This window comes from Streptomyces griseorubiginosus, from assembly GCF_001514195.1.
GTDB lineage: Bacteria > Actinomycetota > Actinomycetes > Streptomycetales > Streptomycetaceae > Streptomyces > Streptomyces griseorubiginosus.
In genome coordinates this window covers 1,158,210-1,173,596 of the sequence record NZ_KQ948735.1, presented here as the reverse complement: position 1 = coordinate 1,173,596, position 15,387 = coordinate 1,158,210, and the positions used below count along the sequence as shown (strand labels likewise).

14 protein-coding genes are annotated in these 15,387 nt (G+C 72.1%); 6 read left to right on the top strand and 8 right to left on the bottom strand.

From position 1 onward, the window contains the following. Window positions 1-22 precede the first annotated feature (22 nt). The 4 genes from AQJ54_RS11615 to AQJ54_RS11600 all read right to left on the bottom strand — a co-directional run bounded on the left by AQJ54_RS11615 (window position 23) and on the right by AQJ54_RS11600 (window position 6,717). Complete coding sequence (locus tag AQJ54_RS11615) at window positions 23-2,245, bottom strand: TerD family protein (protein ID WP_062236602.1); 2,223 nt, start codon at window positions 2,243-2,245, stop codon at window positions 23-25. Window positions 2,246-2,297: 52 nt separating this feature from the next. Next, window positions 2,298-2,876 carry a TerD family protein gene (locus AQJ54_RS11610; protein WP_020137588.1) on the bottom strand — a complete coding sequence of 193 codons (579 nt, stop codon included), beginning with the start codon at window positions 2,874-2,876 and terminating at the stop codon, window positions 2,298-2,300. A gap of 130 nt (window positions 2,877-3,006) precedes the next feature. Then, window positions 3,007-5,154 (bottom strand): excinuclease ABC subunit UvrB, encoded by a 2,148-nt coding sequence (gene uvrB, locus AQJ54_RS11605; RefSeq protein ID WP_062024525.1) that lies wholly within the window; start codon window positions 5,152-5,154, stop codon window positions 3,007-3,009. Window positions 5,155-5,847: 693 nt separating this feature from the next. Next, the gene (locus AQJ54_RS11600) at window positions 5,848-6,717 is read right to left on the bottom strand and encodes an MHYT domain-containing protein (RefSeq protein WP_062024527.1); all 870 of its coding nucleotides are present in this window, start codon (window positions 6,715-6,717) and stop codon (window positions 5,848-5,850) included. Between the two features lie 279 nt (window positions 6,718-6,996). On the opposite strand from AQJ54_RS11600, the gene AQJ54_RS11595 reads away from it, so the two are divergent. Then, the gene (locus AQJ54_RS11595; protein WP_062236599.1) at window positions 6,997-7,866 is read left to right on the top strand and encodes a glycerophosphodiester phosphodiesterase; all 870 of its coding nucleotides are present in this window, start codon (window positions 6,997-6,999) and stop codon (window positions 7,864-7,866) included. Window positions 7,867-7,922: 56 nt separating this feature from the next. After that, window positions 7,923-8,477: a methylated-DNA--[protein]-cysteine S-methyltransferase gene (locus AQJ54_RS11590; RefSeq protein WP_062236595.1), complete on the top strand. Its 555-nt coding sequence runs from the start codon at window positions 7,923-7,925 to the stop codon at window positions 8,475-8,477. Between the two features lie 33 nt (window positions 8,478-8,510). Here AQJ54_RS11590 and AQJ54_RS11585 read toward each other — a convergent pair whose 3' ends face one another. Continuing rightward, window positions 8,511-8,939: a VOC family protein gene (locus tag AQJ54_RS11585; RefSeq protein WP_062236591.1), complete on the bottom strand. Its 429-nt coding sequence runs from the start codon at window positions 8,937-8,939 to the stop codon at window positions 8,511-8,513. A gap of 98 nt (window positions 8,940-9,037) precedes the next feature. Here AQJ54_RS11585 and AQJ54_RS11580 point away from each other — a divergent pair, with 98 nt between their 5' ends. Together AQJ54_RS11580 and AQJ54_RS11575 are read left to right on the top strand one after the other, a co-directional pair. After that, the gene (locus AQJ54_RS11580) at window positions 9,038-9,946 is read left to right on the top strand and encodes a pseudouridine-5'-phosphate glycosidase (protein WP_062236588.1); all 909 of its coding nucleotides are present in this window, start codon (window positions 9,038-9,040) and stop codon (window positions 9,944-9,946) included. Next, on the top strand, window positions 9,943-10,881 hold the full coding sequence (locus AQJ54_RS11575) for a carbohydrate kinase family protein (protein WP_062236585.1): 939 nt from the start codon (window positions 9,943-9,945) through the stop codon (window positions 10,879-10,881). The genes AQJ54_RS11580 and AQJ54_RS11575 overlap by 4 nt, the downstream gene beginning before the upstream one ends. Window positions 10,882-11,127: 246 nt before the next feature. Here AQJ54_RS11575 and AQJ54_RS11570 read toward each other — a convergent pair whose 3' ends face one another. After that, on the bottom strand, window positions 11,128-11,922 hold the full coding sequence (locus AQJ54_RS11570) for a class I SAM-dependent methyltransferase (protein ID WP_062237128.1): 795 nt from the start codon (window positions 11,920-11,922) through the stop codon (window positions 11,128-11,130). 210 nt (window positions 11,923-12,132) lie between these two features. Here AQJ54_RS11570 and AQJ54_RS11565 point away from each other — a divergent pair, with 210 nt between their 5' ends. After that, window positions 12,133-13,260, top strand: coding sequence for a magnesium and cobalt transport protein CorA (locus tag AQJ54_RS11565; RefSeq protein ID WP_062024534.1), 1,128 nt, complete (start codon window positions 12,133-12,135; stop codon window positions 13,258-13,260). 22 nt (window positions 13,261-13,282) lie between these two features. Here AQJ54_RS11565 and AQJ54_RS11560 read toward each other — a convergent pair whose 3' ends face one another. Both AQJ54_RS11560 and AQJ54_RS11555 read right to left on the bottom strand, forming a co-directional pair. Then, window positions 13,283-13,714 (bottom strand): CBS domain-containing protein, encoded by a 432-nt coding sequence (locus tag AQJ54_RS11560; RefSeq protein ID WP_062236570.1) that lies wholly within the window; start codon window positions 13,712-13,714, stop codon window positions 13,283-13,285. A gap of 127 nt (window positions 13,715-13,841) precedes the next feature. Beyond that, on the bottom strand, window positions 13,842-14,474 hold the full coding sequence (locus AQJ54_RS11555; RefSeq protein ID WP_062236566.1) for a nucleoside/nucleotide kinase family protein: 633 nt from the start codon (window positions 14,472-14,474) through the stop codon (window positions 13,842-13,844). Window positions 14,475-14,535: 61 nt separating this feature from the next. Here AQJ54_RS11555 and AQJ54_RS11550 point away from each other — a divergent pair, with 61 nt between their 5' ends. Next, complete coding sequence (locus AQJ54_RS11550; protein WP_079069821.1) at window positions 14,536-15,252, top strand: DUF2293 domain-containing protein; 717 nt, start codon at window positions 14,536-14,538, stop codon at window positions 15,250-15,252. Window positions 15,253-15,387 lie beyond the last annotated feature (135 nt).

Genomic DNA, 15,387 nt, shown 5'->3' with positions numbered 1-15,387 from the left:
AAATAAGCAGCTCAGGGAGCCTTTACGAGTACTTGGTGCGGGCGGCTGCGACCTGGGTCAGGACCTGCTGGAGCACCTGGCTGCCGGGCGGGGCCAGGGCGGGCTCGAAGGTCCAGGCGTGCCCGACCCAGGGGTCGGCGAGGTGATCGTCGGGCACCGGGGTCAGGCGCATCAGCGAGCGCCACAGCGGGTCCAGGAGGGGGCCGTAGGCGGAGGCCTCCTCACGGTCCGCGACCATCATCAGGTGGACGCCGACGGACGGGCCCTCGTCCGCGAGGTAGCGCAGCTGGGTCACCGCCCGGTCGTCGAAGCCGTGCGGGAAGTCGTTGACGATCAAAAGCTGCTCGGAGGCGTCCACTCCGGGCGGGAGGGAGTCGGCCGCGCCGCCGCGGATCGCCATCTGGACGAGGTCGACGCGCTGGGTCAGCCGCGCGAGGATCTCGGCCACGCCCGCCGCGCCTACGGCGGGCGGAGCGGCGAGCACACCGGCCCGCGAAAGCGGCGCGAGCGCCTGGGCACCGGAGCCGGCCGGATCGATGACGTGCAGGGTGAAGTCACCGGCGGGGTGCACGGCGATCAGCCGGGCCGCGAGCGCCACGGCCGTGTCCATCGCGAGCCGGTGCAGCTCGTGGGCGTCGAGGAACGAGCCGTCGAGCGATCCGGCGGCCCCGCTGTCGATCCACAGACCGCGCTCCAGCGGCAGCCGGACCAGCATCGGGATCAGCAGCTCCGGGCACTCGGGCAGATGCAGATCCCCCAGCCGCACGGCCATGGGGACCTCGAAGGGCACCCGGTAGCCGTGCCAGACCGGGTTGTCCCAGCGGGCGTACGCGGGCGGCAGGGCGGGCTCGACCACCTCGGACTCGGCCATGAGCTGGTCCAGATCCCGGTCGTAGACCGCGCGGGCCTGTTCGACGAGCTGGGCCTGCTTGGCACGGGCCGCCTCCCGTGCGGCATCGCCCTGTCCACTGATCCGGCTGCGGGGGTCGGCGAGGGCCGCGTCGAGTTCCTTCTCCATCCGCGAGTCGGCGAAGTCCACGGCGCTGCGGTACGCCGCCGTGGAGCGGGCCAGGTCCTCGAACATGCCCCACACCTGGTTGTAGAGCCGCTCGTCCATGGACCACCCGGTCGCGTCCCCGGCGACGGGCGGCGCGGGCTGCCCGGGCGGGGCGGGAGGCGCGGTGGGCGGGGGCGGCGGTGGGGCGGCGTTCTGGCGCCGCGGGTGGCTGTAGTCGATCGGGCCGCCCACGGTGGGCGCGGACGGCTGGGCAGCGGAGGCGTCCGAAGCTCCTTGGCCGCCGTATTCCGACGCTCCCTGACCGCCGTGTCCCGAGGCTCCCTGGTCGCCGAATTCCGAGGTTCCTTGGCCGCCGTGTCCGGGCTGCGGCCCGCCGGCCGCGGGGGGCGGGCCGTAGGGGGAGCCGGGCTGGGGCATGGGCGTTCCGGGGGCCGGGTTGCCGTGGGGCGACATCGGCTGCGGGGAGCCGGACGCCGGGCCGCCGTGGGGAGGTACGGGTTGCGCCGGGGTGCCGGGCGGTTGGGTGCCGTACGGCGACAGCGGCGGCTGCGGCGATACGGCGCCGGGGGCGCCCTGGGCCGTGGTCGAGCCCTGCTCCGGGCCCGGTGCCGGTGTGGCCGCCTGCCGGGCGCGGTCGGCGTCGGCCGTGAGGGGCGGGGGCATCGGCACCGCGCGGGCCAGGCTCCGGGCCACCGCCTCGTGGATGCCGCTCGCGAGCTGGTGGGGCTGGGGAAGGCCCTGGTCGCCGAGGAGTTCGGCGAGGCCGCCCGCGTAGCCCTGGCCCACCGCGCGCACCTTCCAGGCGCCCTGTCGGCGGTAGAGTTCCAGCGCGACGACCGCAGACTCGGCGTCCAGGCCGACGAGGGTGTAGCTGACGAGCTCGGTGCCGTCCAGGCCGGTGACCGCGACGAACGGGGCGGCCACGGCACCGAAGCTCACGGGGCCGCCCGCCGCGGGCAGGGCGAGCAGCACATGGACCCGGTGGACGGCCTCCGGCACGGCACCCAGGTCGACCGCGAGCCGGTGGTCGGCGGCCGCCTGCCGGGAGACCTCCAGACCCGGCAGGGTGGGTGCGCCGGGATGGACGACCCATTCGGCGCCGGGCACCCTGCCCTGCTCGTCGCCGAGCGTGGCAGCGGCCACGACCGGCGTGCCGGCCGCGATCCGGATCTCGAGACGGGCCTGAGAAAGCGGGTGGTTCTGCCCCCGCACCAGCTCGGCCGTCATCGCCCTGCCCCCCTGTGTTCGTGGTGTCGGTCGGGTGCCGCTCGGCGGCCGTCTACAGGTGCGGCAGGATCGCCGGCATCAGGTCCTGGAAGGTGCGGCCGTTGGCGGGGGTGCCGAGGGCCGTCATCGTCCAGGCCGGTCCCGTCCGGTGCACCTTCGCCATGATCTGGGCGGTGTAGGAGCCGCCGCCGGCAAGGGTGTAGCGGGCCAGTTCCTGGCCGTTGGTCTCGTCGACCAGACGGCAGAACGCGTTCTGCACCTCCTGGAAGGTCTGGCCCGTGAAGGAGTTCACGGTGAAGACGATCTGGTCGATGTGGACCGGGACGCGAGCCAGGTCGACGAGGATCGACTCGTCGTCCCCGCCCTGGCCGGCGCCGCCGACGAGGTTGTCACCGGTGTGCTTGACCGAGCCGTCGTCGCTCACCAGGTGGCGGAAGAAGACGACGTCGACGGGCTGCTTGTCCGCGAACAGGACGGCGGACGCGTCGAGGTCGACCTCCCGGGTGCGCGAGCCGAACAGGCCGCGGCGGGGAGCCGCCTGCCAGCCGAGGCCCATGCGCACCGCGGTCAGGCTGCCTCCGTCGTTCTTCTGCAGGCTGATGGCCTGACCCTTGGTCATGTTGACGGTCACGCGCCGAACCCCTCTCGATGTCCCCTGTTGCCGCGGCGCCCGCGGTTGCCCAGCACCCTACGCAGCGCCCCGGCCGGTGACGCACCCCGGAGCGCACTTTGTGTCGGTCTTGCAACACAGTGCGATGAGGTCAGGCCAGGCCCGCCTCCTTCATCTGCCGGAGCTCCTTCTTCATCTCGGAGACCTCGTCCCGCAGCCGGGCGGCGATCTCGAACTGGAGGTCGGCGGCGGCCGCACGCATACGGGCCGTCATCTCCTCGATCTGCTCGGTGAGTTCGGCCGCGGGACGGTCCGTAGGGACGGTCTCCTTGGCGGCCTTGCCCCTGGCGGCCTTGGCGCCCTTGGTGCCCGCCGCCTTGCCGCCGAGGGCCGGCACCGGTGCCTTGGCTCCCTTGCCGTCCTTGCCCTGGCGGTAACCGGAGCCGAGCAGCTGCTCGGTGTCCACGTCCTCGCGGGCGATCTGGGCGACGATGTCGTTGATCTTCTTGCGGAGCGGCTGGGGGTCGATCCCCCGCTCCTGGTTGTACGCGACCTGCTTCTCCCGGCGGCGGTTGGTCTCGTCGATGGCCTTCTCCATCGCCGGGGTGATCTTGTCGGCGTACATGTGGACCTGGCCGGAGACATTGCGCGCCGCGCGGCCGATGGTCTGGATCAGGGAGGTGCCGGAGCGCAGGAATCCCTCCTTGTCGGCGTCGAGGATCGCGACCAGGGAGACCTCGGGCAGGTCGAGGCCCTCCCGGAGGAGGTTGATGCCGACCAGGACGTCGAACTCGCCGGAGCGCAGCTCGCGCAGCAGCTCCACCCGGCGCAGGGTGTCGACGTCGCTGTGCAGATAGCGGACCTGGATGCCGAGCTCCAGGAAGTAGTCGGTGAGGTCCTCGGCCATCTTCTTGGTGAGCGTGGTGACCAGGACCCGTTCGTCCTTCTCGGTGCGGGTGCGGATCTCGTGCACCAGGTCGTCGATCTGGCCCTCGGTGGGCTTGACGACGACCTCCGGGTCGACCAGGCCGGTCGGGCGGATGATCTGCTCGACGACGCCGTCCCCGCGCGAGAGCTCGTACTTGCCGGGCGTCGCCGACAGGTAGACGGTCTGGCCGATGCGCTCGGTGAACTCCTCCCACTTCAGCGGGCGGTTGTCCAGGGCCGAGGGGAGCCGGAAGCCGTGGTCGACGAGGGTGCGCTTGCGGGAGGCGTCGCCCTCGTACATGGCGCCGATCTGGGGCACGGTCACGTGCGACTCGTCGATGACGAGGAGGAAGTCGTCCGGGAAGTAGTCGAGCAGGGTGTTCGGCGGGGAGCCGGGCAGGCGGCCGTCGAAGTGCATCGAGTAGTTCTCCACGCCGGAGCAGGAGCCGATCTGGCGGAGCATCTCCAGGTCGTAGGTGGTGCGCATCCGCAGGCGCTGGGCCTCCAGAAGCTTGCCCTGCTTCTCCAGCTCGGCGAGGCGCTCTCCCAACTCCTTCTCGATGTCGTTGACGGCCCGCTCCATGCGCTCGGGGCCGGCGACGTAGTGGGAGGCCGGGAAGACGTACAGCTGCTCGTCGTCGCTGATGATCTCGCCGGTGAGCGGGTGGAGGGTGGACAGGGCCTCGATCTCGTCGCCGAACATCTCGATGCGGACGGCGAGCTCCTCGTAGACCGGGAAGATCTCGATGGTGTCGCCGCGGACGCGGAAGGTGCCGCGGGTGAAGGCGAGGTCGTTGCGCGTGTACTGGATGTCGACGAAGCGGCGCAGCAGCTGGTCGCGGTCGACTTCGTCGCCGACCCGGAGGGGGACCATGCGGTCCACGTACTCCTGGGGGGTGCCGAGGCCGTAGATGCAGGAGACCGAGGCAACCACGACGACGTCCCTGCGGGTGAGCAGCGAGTTGGTCGCGGAGTGGCGCAGCCGCTCGACCTCCTCGTTGATCGAGGAGTCCTTCTCGATGTAGGTGTCCGACTGCGGGACGTACGCCTCGGGCTGGTAGTAGTCGTAGTACGAGACGAAGTACTCGACCGCGTTGTTCGGCAGCAGCTCCCGGAACTCGTTGGCCAGCTGGGCGGCCAGGGTCTTGTTCGGGGCCATCACGAGGGTGGGGCGCTGGAGCTTCTCGATCATCCACGCCGTGGTGGCGGACTTTCCGGTACCGGTCGCGCCGAGCAGGACGACGTCCTTCTCACCTGCCTCGATGCGCCGGGCCAGGTCGGCGATGGCCGCCGGCTGGTCGCCGCTGGGCTGGTAGGGGCTGACGACCTCGAAGGGCGCCACCGTACGTTCGATGTGGGAAACGGGCCGCATGAAGTCAACCGTACGACTCCCCACTGACAACGCGGCCGGATCAGGGGTTTCGGGGGTGGGGGGAGCGGTTCTCGGGGCAGCGGGCCGGGGTGGTGGCTGGGGCGTGGGCCATGGGTCCGGGTGGCGGCGGGGAGGGGCGGAAATTCCGGGGGGGGCGGCGGGGGCGTGGGCCCGGCGGCTGGGAGCCTTGGGCCGGCTTCGGGTGGCAGCTGGAGCTGCGGGCAGTGGTCCCGGCGGCAGCCGGCGCGGTGAGACAGCACACGCCGATGGGGCCGGGGCTGTGGCTCAGCGGTTCCGGATAGCGCGGGATTCTCGGTGCGGGCCTCTCGGCGAGGGCGAGGCGAGGACGGGGGGCCGGCGGCGGGGCGAGGCGAGGACGGGGGCCGGCTCTCGGGCCGGGGCGCCCGGAGGCGCCGATCCGCTGCCGCAGGGGCCTCCCCTTTGCCGGCCTCGGCGTGGCCGACGACTGGACCAGTGGCCCTCAGGCATGGGTGGCGCCCGGCCGGTGGTCAACGGTTCCGGATAGCGCGGGTTCTCGGTGCGGGCCTCTCGGCGAGGCGAGGACGGGGCCGGCTCTCGAGCCGGGGCGCCCGGAGGCGCCGATCCGCTACCGCAGGGGCCTTCCCTTTGCCCTCGGCGTGGCCGACGACTGGACCAGTGGCCCTCAGGCGTCGTGTGGCGCCCGGCCGGTGGTCAACGGTTCTGGGGCGTTCGGGATTCGCGGTGCGTCACGTCTCGGCGGGGGTGGAGCGGGGAGCGGCGGGCGGGTGGGTGGTGGACCAGTTCTCGGGCCGGGACGCCGGGTTTGTTCTCGGCGGGTGACCAGACCGGCTTGCCCATGACCATCAGCGGATCGAACATCACGACGACACCCGCGAGCAGCAGGAAGGCGAGCGGGCCGATCATCATGGGCGCCAGCAGGGAGGCCGGGGAGTCGCCCGCGACCGGGGCACCGGTGCGGTGCACATGCACGCTGAGAGCGGCCATGCCGGTGTAGTGCATGCCCGTGACCGCGAGGCCCATCACGAGGCTCGCGCCCACGCTCCACAGGAAGCCCCTGACCTGGCCGGCGGCCCACAGGGCTGCCGTCGCGGCGACGACGGCTATGACCACGGAGACGGCGACGGTGGCCGTGTTGTACTCCAGCTGCCCGTTCAGCCGCATGCCCGCCATGCCCAGGTAGTGCATGGACGCGATGCCGAGGCCGGTGATGGCGCCGCCGGTCAGCAGGGCCGTTCCCCTCGCACCCCGGTAGCCGACGATGAAGACGCCGACACCCACCATCACGATGGCCACGCCGAGGCTGGCGAAGGTGATCGCCCGGTCGTAGTGGATCGGCGCCTCGCGGACCTGGAAGCCCATCATCGCCACGAAGTGCATGGTCCAGATGCCGGAGCCGATCGCCGCCGAGCCGAGGGCCAGCCAGCCGGGGCGCCAGGACCGTCTGACGAGCATGGATCTGGTGGTGCAACGCAGGCCGAGGGCCCCGCCGAGGCAGGCCATGAGGTAAGCCACCAGCGGTGTGACGAGTCCATAGCTGAATCCGTCGACCGTGCCTTGCATGCGCGGCAACCCTCCCGCCCTCTTACGTCCTGGAATTTCCTGAAATACACCCCTTCCCAGTACCGCCCGGGCGGTCGGGGTCGTGGCAGAGAGTATGACCCCCACCGGAATGGTCGAACGATTTTCCGGCAAAGAAACACGCCCTTGCCCCAGTTGTGGGGCACCAGTGAGCGGAGTTGGGAGAGTCCCGTCGAGGATGTGTCCATTCTGCACCCCGTTGCCGTTGACGCGGTGCTGTCACAGTTGTGCTGTACGTGATGCTCGACGCGAGGAGTACGTATGCACGCGCGCGCAGCGACCGCCTTGAGCACCGCGCTCCTGGGGACCGCCGCCCTCCTGCTTCCCGCTACCGATGTCCGTGCCGTCGAGGACGGCACACCGCCCGAGGTCATCGCCCACCGGGGCGCCTCCGCCCACGCCCCCGAGAACACCCTGGCCGCCGTGGACAAGGCTGCCGCGCTGGGCGCCGTCTGGGTGGAGAACGACGTCCAGCGCACCAAGGACGGCGCGCTCGTCGTCCTCCACGACGACAGCCTGCGACGCACCACCGATGTCGAGGAGGTCTTCCCCGGCCGGGCCCCCTGGAAGGTGAAGGACTTCACCGCTGCCGAGATCAGTCGCCTCGACGCGGGCAGTTGGTTCGGCGCCTCCTACGCGGGCGCGCGCGTGCCGACGCTCCGGCAGTACCTGCACCGAGTCGATCTTCACCATCAGAAGCTGCTCCTCGAACTCAAGAACCCGGAGCTGTACCCGGGCATCGAGGGGCAGACCCTCAAGCTCCTGAGCAACGAGGGGTGGTTCGACCGGCGGCACGAGAACCGGCTCGTCGTGCAGAGCTTCGGCGTGGCCGCCCTGCGGACCGTCCACGAGCTCAAGCCCGGGGTGAGGACCGGCCTGCTCGGGAAGCCCGCGGTCGCGGACCTGCCCGCGTACGCGGACTTCGCCGACCAGATCAACCCTTCCTACACCGCCCTCTCCGCGGCCTACGTCTCCGCGGTGCACGCCTTCACGGGTCCGCACGGCAGGCCACTGGAGGTCTCCGCGTGGACGGTGAACACGGCGGAGGCGGCCCGGCGGGTGGCCGGGTACGGCGTCGACGGCATCATCACCAACGAGCCCGGCGTGGTGCGGGACGCGCTGGCCGGCTAGGGACCGTTCTCGCTGCTCACGGGGCATTGTCGGTGGCGGCCCGTACGGTGGGGCGCATGAACAGCCATGGGCAGGACGAACAGCGGGTCGTGTGGGCCGTCGTCGGTACCGGCATCGGCCCACTGTTCCTGGCCGCGACCGACGAGGGTCTGGTCAACGTCGTCTTCCACGCCACCGACGCGGTGCGCGACAAGGCGCTGGAGCGGCTGGCGGCACGGCTGGGCACCGAGCCCGTCGAGGCGCCCGGCTCTCCACTGCTGGCCGAGGCGATACGTCAGGTCGAGGCGTACTTCGCGGGCGAGCGGCAGGCCTTCGAGCTGCCCCTGGACTGGTCGTTGGTCTCGGGCTTCAACCGCCAGGTGCTGCGCGAGCTGGCCTCCGGTGTGGCCTACGGCCAGGTCGTCGGGTACGGCGATCTGGCGGGGCGGGTCGGTCAGCCCGGTGCGGCGCAGGCCGTCGGAGTGGCCATGGGCTCCAATCCGCTGCCGGTCGTCGTGCCCTGCCACCGTGTCGTCGAGAGCGACGGCGGCATCGGCGGGTTCGGCGGCGGACTGGAGACCAAGCGGAAGCTGCTCGCGCTGGAGGGCGTGCTCCCGGAGCCGCTGTTCTGACGCGCGTCTCGCGGCCGGCCCGAGGGCAGGACGTCAGTCGTAGTGGCGTGCTTCGAAGACGTTCCCGTCCGGATCGCGGAAGTAGAAGCTGCGCCTGGCCAGTCCGCGGGCGCCGAAGGAGTCGTGGGAGAACCCCGAGACAGGCACGGAGCGTTCCTCCAGACGGGCGCGGAGTGTCTCGAAATCGTCGGCGGGCAGAGCCAGGCACACATGATTGACGGGGTGTCCGGCACTCTCCGCGGCCCCCGGGACCATGTCCATGCGCTCCGCCGCCGCGAGCGGCATGAGGTCGAAGACGGTCTCGTCGTTGAGCCGTACCGAGGGGAAGCGCGCCGTCCCCGCCGCGTAGTCGGTGACCCTCACGGGTTCCATGCCCAGCGCCTTCTCGTAGAAGCCGGCCGCCGCCACCGGGTCGCGCACCCAGAGGACGACATGGTCGAGACGTGTCGAGTTGTCCGTCATATACCCCAGGCTGGTGTCGTCCGCCACGGCCCGCAAGGGTTTGACCGGACGTGCCGCTCGCCATGGATGAGGGAAGACCGAACGACAGGAGGCAGACCGTGGTGCTGGTGTTGTCCGAAGAGGTGCGCGAGGCGATTGACGCGCGTCGACCCGTGGTGGCCCTGGAGTCCACGATCATCGCGCACGGGCTGCCGCGTCCGCGCAATCTCCAGGTGGCGCTCGAGCTGGAGGATGTCGTACGGCAGGAGGGAGCCGTACCGGCGACCATCGCCGTACTGGACGGGCGGCCTCATGTCGGCCTGGACAAGGAGCAGTTGGAGCGGGTCGCCAACGAGGACGGGATCCGCAAGCTGGGCCACCGCGATCTGCCGCTCGCAGTGGCCACCGGGGCCAGCGGTGCGACCACGGTGTCGGCGACGGCACAGCTGGCGGCGCTGGCCGGGGTGCGGGTGTTCGCGACGGGCGGCCTCGGCGGCGTGCACCGGCAGTGGACCGTCACTCAGGACGAGTCGGCCGACCTCGGACTGCTGGCGCGCACGCGGATCACCGTGGTGTGCGCGGGCGTGAAATCGATCCTGGACGTGCCGGCGACCCTCCAGCGACTGGAGACCCTGGGCGTCGCGGTGGCCGGCTACGGCACGGACCGCTTCCCGGGCTTCTACCTCTCCGACTCCGGGCACCCCGTGGAGTGGACGCTGGAGACCCCGGACCAGGTGGCGGACGTGATGCGGGCCCAGGACGCGCTCGACGGGCCCGACTCCTCGCTGATCGTCGCCAATCCCGTGCCGGAGGCGCAGCAGCTGGATCCCTCGCTGCACGCGCGTGTGCTCGCGGAGGCGCTGCACGCGTGCGAGGAGGCGGGCGTCACCGGGCAGGGAGTCACCCCGTTCCTGCTGGACTACCTGGTGCGCCACACCGACGGCGCCTCCCTGAGCGCCAACCTGGCGGCGGTGCGCGGCAACGTGCGGCTGGCGGGGCGGATCGCGGCGGCCTGGGCCGGGGCGTGACGACGGACGGGCCCGGGGCGGCCACGCCCGGCCGGGGCGGTGCCCTTCTGGTCGTCGGTGACGTCATCACGGATGTCGTGGCCCGGCACCGGGGGCCGCTCGCCGCCGGTACGGACACGGCCGCCGCGATCCGTACGGTGCCGGGCGGGGCCGGGGCCAACGTGGCCTGCTGGGCCGCGTACCGGGGCGGTGCGGAGGTGCGGCTGCTCGGGCGGGTGGGCGCGGAGGCGGCCGCGTGGCACGAGCGGGAGCTGGCCGCGTGCGGAGTGCGGCCGCGGCTCGTCGTCGACCCCGAGGCGCCCACCGGCACGGTGATCTGCCTGGTGGACGCGGGCGAGGGCGCCGAGCGCACGCTCCTGACGGACAGCGGGGCGTCGCTACGGCTGTCGCCGGACGACTGGTCGGAGGCCCTGCTCGACGGTGTGGGGCGGCTGCACCTGTCGGGCTATCTGCTGTTCTCGGAGTCGAGCCGCGCCCTGGTGGCGGTGGCCCTGGAGTCGGCACGCGCGCGTGGTGTGCCGGTGAGCCTGGATCCGGCGTCGGCGGGCTTCCTGAAGGGACTGGGCGTGGACCGCTTCCTCGCCCTGATCGAGGGGGTGGACGTGCTGCTGCCGAGCCGGGACGAGGCGTGTCTGCTCACCGGGTTGTCCGACGCGGCGGACGCGGCGGCCGAGCTGAGCCGCAAGGTTCCGCTGGTGGTCGCCAAGCAGGGGGCCGAGGGCGCGCTGATCGCCCGGTCCGGTGCCGTGCACGCCCACGTGCCCGCGGTGCCGGCGACCCCGCGGGACACCACCGGGGCGGGGGACGCGTTCACCGGGACGTTCCTCGCTGCTCTGCTGGCCGGTGCCGGGCCGGAGGAAGCGGCGGCGCAGGGGTGCCGGGCGGGGGCAGTGGCGGTGGAGCGGGTCGGCGGGCGACCGCCGGGGCTGGGCTGAGGCCGGCGGTCGCGCGACCACCGTCGGCGGACCGGCACCGGGGCACTCATTATTCGACCGCCGGTGCGGACGTGGTGGGCGCGTGCTGCCGGTGCCCGGTCCGGTGATACGACCCACCGGTTCACGCCCTCCGACGCCCACCGCCGCCACCGGGCGCCACGACCGCCCTCCGACGCCCACCGCCACGACCGCACGCCGTCGCCGCCCACCGGCATCCGACCACCACCCCCTACGGCCGTCACGCCGCTACGCCTTGCGCCCCCAAGCCGAGATCAGCGGGGCCGTGGCCAGATCCATCGTCCCGGTGGCCACGTTCGCGAGGTGCTGGTCGATGTCCTCGTCCGTGGCCAGTCCCGCCGTGACGAGTTGGTCGCGGATCTGGCGGATCGTGGCGGACTCCAGTGCCGCGCAGGCCGGTGAGGCGAGCGGGAAGTACGCGTCGGCGGTCACCTGACGCAGACCGGCCTCGCGGAGCAGCCGCGGGAGGGTGCGGCCGTAGGAGAGGTCGGCGCCGCGGTCGGCGAGCAACGAGCGGAAGCCGTGCCGCAGCCGGTTCGCCAACTGCTGCTCGGGGCCGTACTCGTCGGGGCAGGTCAGGGGCTGGAGAGCGGGGTCGGCGTCCTCCAGCAGGAGTCGCCCGCCGGGACGCAGGGACTTGATCATGGACTGCAACGCCCGGGCGCGGTCCGGCACATGGACGAGGACGAGCCGGGCGTGCACCAGGTCGAAGCCGTCCCCGGGCGGTTCCTCGGCGCTCACGTCGTGGACGCGGACGTCCACGGGCGGGCGGGCCGCCGGGGCGAGCCGGGTGGTGTCGATGTCCGTGGCGACGACCTTGCCGGTCGGGCCGACCTTCTTCGCCAGCCAGGACACCACGGAGGTGCCGCCGGCGCCGACCTCCCAGCAGCGCCAGCCGGGCCCGATGCCGAATCCTTCGAGGTGCCGGAAGGTCGTGGGGTCGAAGAGGGTCGCGAAGGCGTCGAAGCGCTCCGCCGCCTCCGCCTGCCGGTTGTCGAGCAGATACCCGTCGGTTCGTGTCATGCGGAGATGATCCCAGTTGCCGGGCTTGTCCGGAACGGACGACGCGTTCGCCACGACGAGATGGGGGCTCCGGTTCGGTTGTCCACAGGCGGGAACCAACCGGAATGCCCCCTTTCCACAGGCTCACCCGCTGCTTACGTCGGACTGGCACACTGGCTCGCCAGGGCGCAGCAACGCGTCGAACGGGGAGATCCACGCAAGGAGATCCAGATGTCCATGGCAGGGAATCTGCGCAAGGTCACGGGCCTCGGCAGGGTCGGCGGGCTGCGCAAGGTGGCCCGGCTGGCCCGACGGCGCCCGCGTGTCGACCTGAGCCACCACGCCCGTTCCCCGCTGGGCACCTCGGTCGTCAACTGCGTGACGTACAAGGAGGGGGCGCGGATCCCGGTCGACGGTGATCTGGTGGACACCGTGGAGCGGGTGCGCGACAGCCGTGACGGCTTCGTCTGGCTCGGTCTGCACGAGCCGTCGGACCACGAGTTCGAGGGCATCGCCGACCTCTTCGACCTGCATCCGCTGGCCGTCGAGGACGCGGTCGAGGCCCATCAGCGGCCGAAGGTGGAGCGCTACGGCGAGACACTGTTCGCGGTGTTCAAGACGGTCTGCTACGTGGAGCACGAGGAGCTCACGGCGACGAGCGAGGTGGTCAACACCGGCGAGATCATGGTGTTCGTCGGCGAGGACTTCGTGATCACGGTGCGGCACGGCAGTCATGGATCGCTGGGCCCGCTGCGCGAGGAGCTGGAGGCCGACCCCGCGCAACTCGCCAAGGGGCCGGCCGCGGTGCTGCACGCCATCGCGGACCACGTGGTCGACGACTACCTGAGTGTCACCGACGCCGTGCAGTCGGACATCGACCTGGTCGAGACGGCGGTGTTCTCGGAGAGCGGCGCCCGGGTCGACCCGGGCCGCATCTACCAGCTCAAGCGTGAACTGCTGGAGCTGAAGCGGGCGGTGGCCCCGCTCGGCCGTCCCCTCGAGGAGTTGTCGACCCGGCCGATCCAGGTCGTCGCCCCGGAGATACAGGCGTACTTCCGCGATGTCTCGGACCATCTGCTGCGGGCCAAGGAGCAGATCGCCGCCTTCGACGAACTGCTCAACTCGATCCTCCAGGCCCACCTCGCGCAGGTGACGGTCGCGCAGAACGAGGACATGCGGAAGATCACCGCGTGGGCCGCGGTGATCGCCGTGCCCACGATGGTCTGCGGGGTGTACGGAATGAACTTCGAGCACATGCCGGAGCTGCACTGGAAGTTCGGTTATCCGCTGGTCATGGGTGTGATAGCCGCCGCCTGCGGGGTGCTCTACCGCGGCTTCCGGCGCAACGGTTGGCTGTGAGGGGGACCGTCCGCGCGGCGGGTCAGTGGGTGGTGGAGGAGGGGGCGTAGACGCTTCCCGCCCAGTCGGCGATCTGTTCGTCCGTCAGGTGCCGGGCCAGGTCGGCCTCGCTGATCATGCCGACCAGGCGCTTGTCCTCGATCACGGGGAGCCTGCGGATCCGGTGTTCGCGCATCTCGTGGAGGACGGCGTCGACGTCGGCGCTCGCGTCGATCCAGCGCGGGGTGCCCTGGGCCATCTCGCCCGCGGTGACGCGGGCCGGGTCGTGGCCGACGGCCACACAGCCGATGACGATGTCGCGGTCGGTGAGGATGCCGCACAGCCGTTCGTTCTCGTCGCTGATGGGCAGGGCTCCGACGCCGAGTTCCCGCATCAGCTGGGCGGCGCGGTCGAGGGTCTCGTGGGCCGGGATCCACTGGGCACCCCGGTGCATGATGTCTCCGGCGGTGGTCATGGGTACCTCCCGTGCCGGACGGCCGGCGCGGCGCGGACGGCACCGCAAGTCCCGACGCCCCACATTCTCCCGGCGCCACCGGGGGCTCGCACCCGGAACCCGGCGGCGAGGAAGCCACGAAAGAGGATCAGCCGCTCCACGCCGGGTGGCGGGGGTCGTCGGCGCGCACGAGGACGTCCGCGGTGCCGGCCGGGTCGGTCTCCTCGGCGTAGCGCTCGTAGGCGGGCAGGGTCCAGTGGTCGGTCTCGGGGGTGCGGCGGCGGAGGGCGCCCGTGGAGAGGAGGACGTGGACGGACAGGTCGAAGGGGAACCAGTGGCGCAGCAGGAGGGGGCCGTGGAGCAGCAGGACTCCGCCGGGCGGGAGTTGGACGTAGGGGCTGCGGGTGGCGCGGTCGGTGACCGGGTCCCAGAGGTCGGGCAGGACGCGTCCGTCTCCGCCGGGTTCGAGCGGGCCGAAGACCTCGCGCCAGAGGGCCGCGGTGTCGAACCAGCCGTTGTAGTAGGCCTCCAGGTCGTGGCGGCCGTATTCCAGGCGGAGCGAGGCAGGACGCAAAAAGCCCTGCATGCCGACGACGAGCGAGGGGCGACCGCGTATGCGCAGGGCCTCGCCGATCCGTTCGGCGAGCTCGTCCGGTCGGGCCGCTGGGGCGCCGTCGAGCGCGACACGGGGCCAGGGGCTGCCGTCGGCCGGCTTCAGGTCGAGGACCCGGTCGGCCAGTTGGTCGCCGAGCCGTTCCCAGGTGATCGCTTCGAGTCGCACAGGGCCATGATGCGTCAACCGGCGGTGTCGGTCGTGGCCGTGGAAGGGGAATGAACTCGTCATGGCAAGCCCGGCACGCCCCTCCCCTCCCCCGGCCCGTGGTGGTCCTCTGGTCGTCCAGCCGCTGCGGAGACGGCACTGCGCGGAGTGCCGAAGAGGGCCGTTGGCGCTGCTCGTCATGGAGAGTGGGGCGCCTCGCTGCCTTGACTGCGCCGACCTCGGGCATCTGGTCTTCCTGCCGCGCGGGGACACGGCACTCACGCGGCGGTCGCGGGAGGAGAGTGCGCTGTGGGCGGTGGTGGTGCGCTTCAACCGGCGAAAGGGGCGGTACGAGCGGCAGGGGGTGCTCGTCGAGGAAGCCGGGCTGGCGCGGGCCGAGGAGCGGTGTCTCGCGGACGCGGAGGCACGGCGGCGGCGTCGGGCGCGGGACGCGCGGCGGCGGGCGGCGGAGGACGTGCGGTTCGCGGAGGCGTTCGCCGCGGAGATCCGGCGGCTGTTTCCCGGGTGCCCGGACGAGCGGGCCGCGGCCATCGCCTCGCACGCGTCGGCGCGGGGCAGTGGGCGGGTGGGGAGGAGCGCGGCGGGGCGGGCGTTGTCGGAGGGTGCGGTGGTGTCGGCGGTGGTGGCCTCCGTACGGCATGTGGACACGCCGTATGACGCGTTGTTGATGAGCGGGGTGGCGCGGCATGAGGCCCGACGGCGGATCGCGGGGGATGTGGAGGCGGTACTGAGGGAGTGGCGGGCTGCGGGGGCGGAGGTGCGGGAAGCGGCGGGCTGAGGCCGGACTTGAGGGAACCGGCCGACCACGGCAGGCGGGCGCCGATCACCCGACGGCCGCCGGTGGACGACGGACACCAGGCCCCCGACACCCAGCACTCGACACCCGGGGGGGCATTCCACACCTGGCACCCCG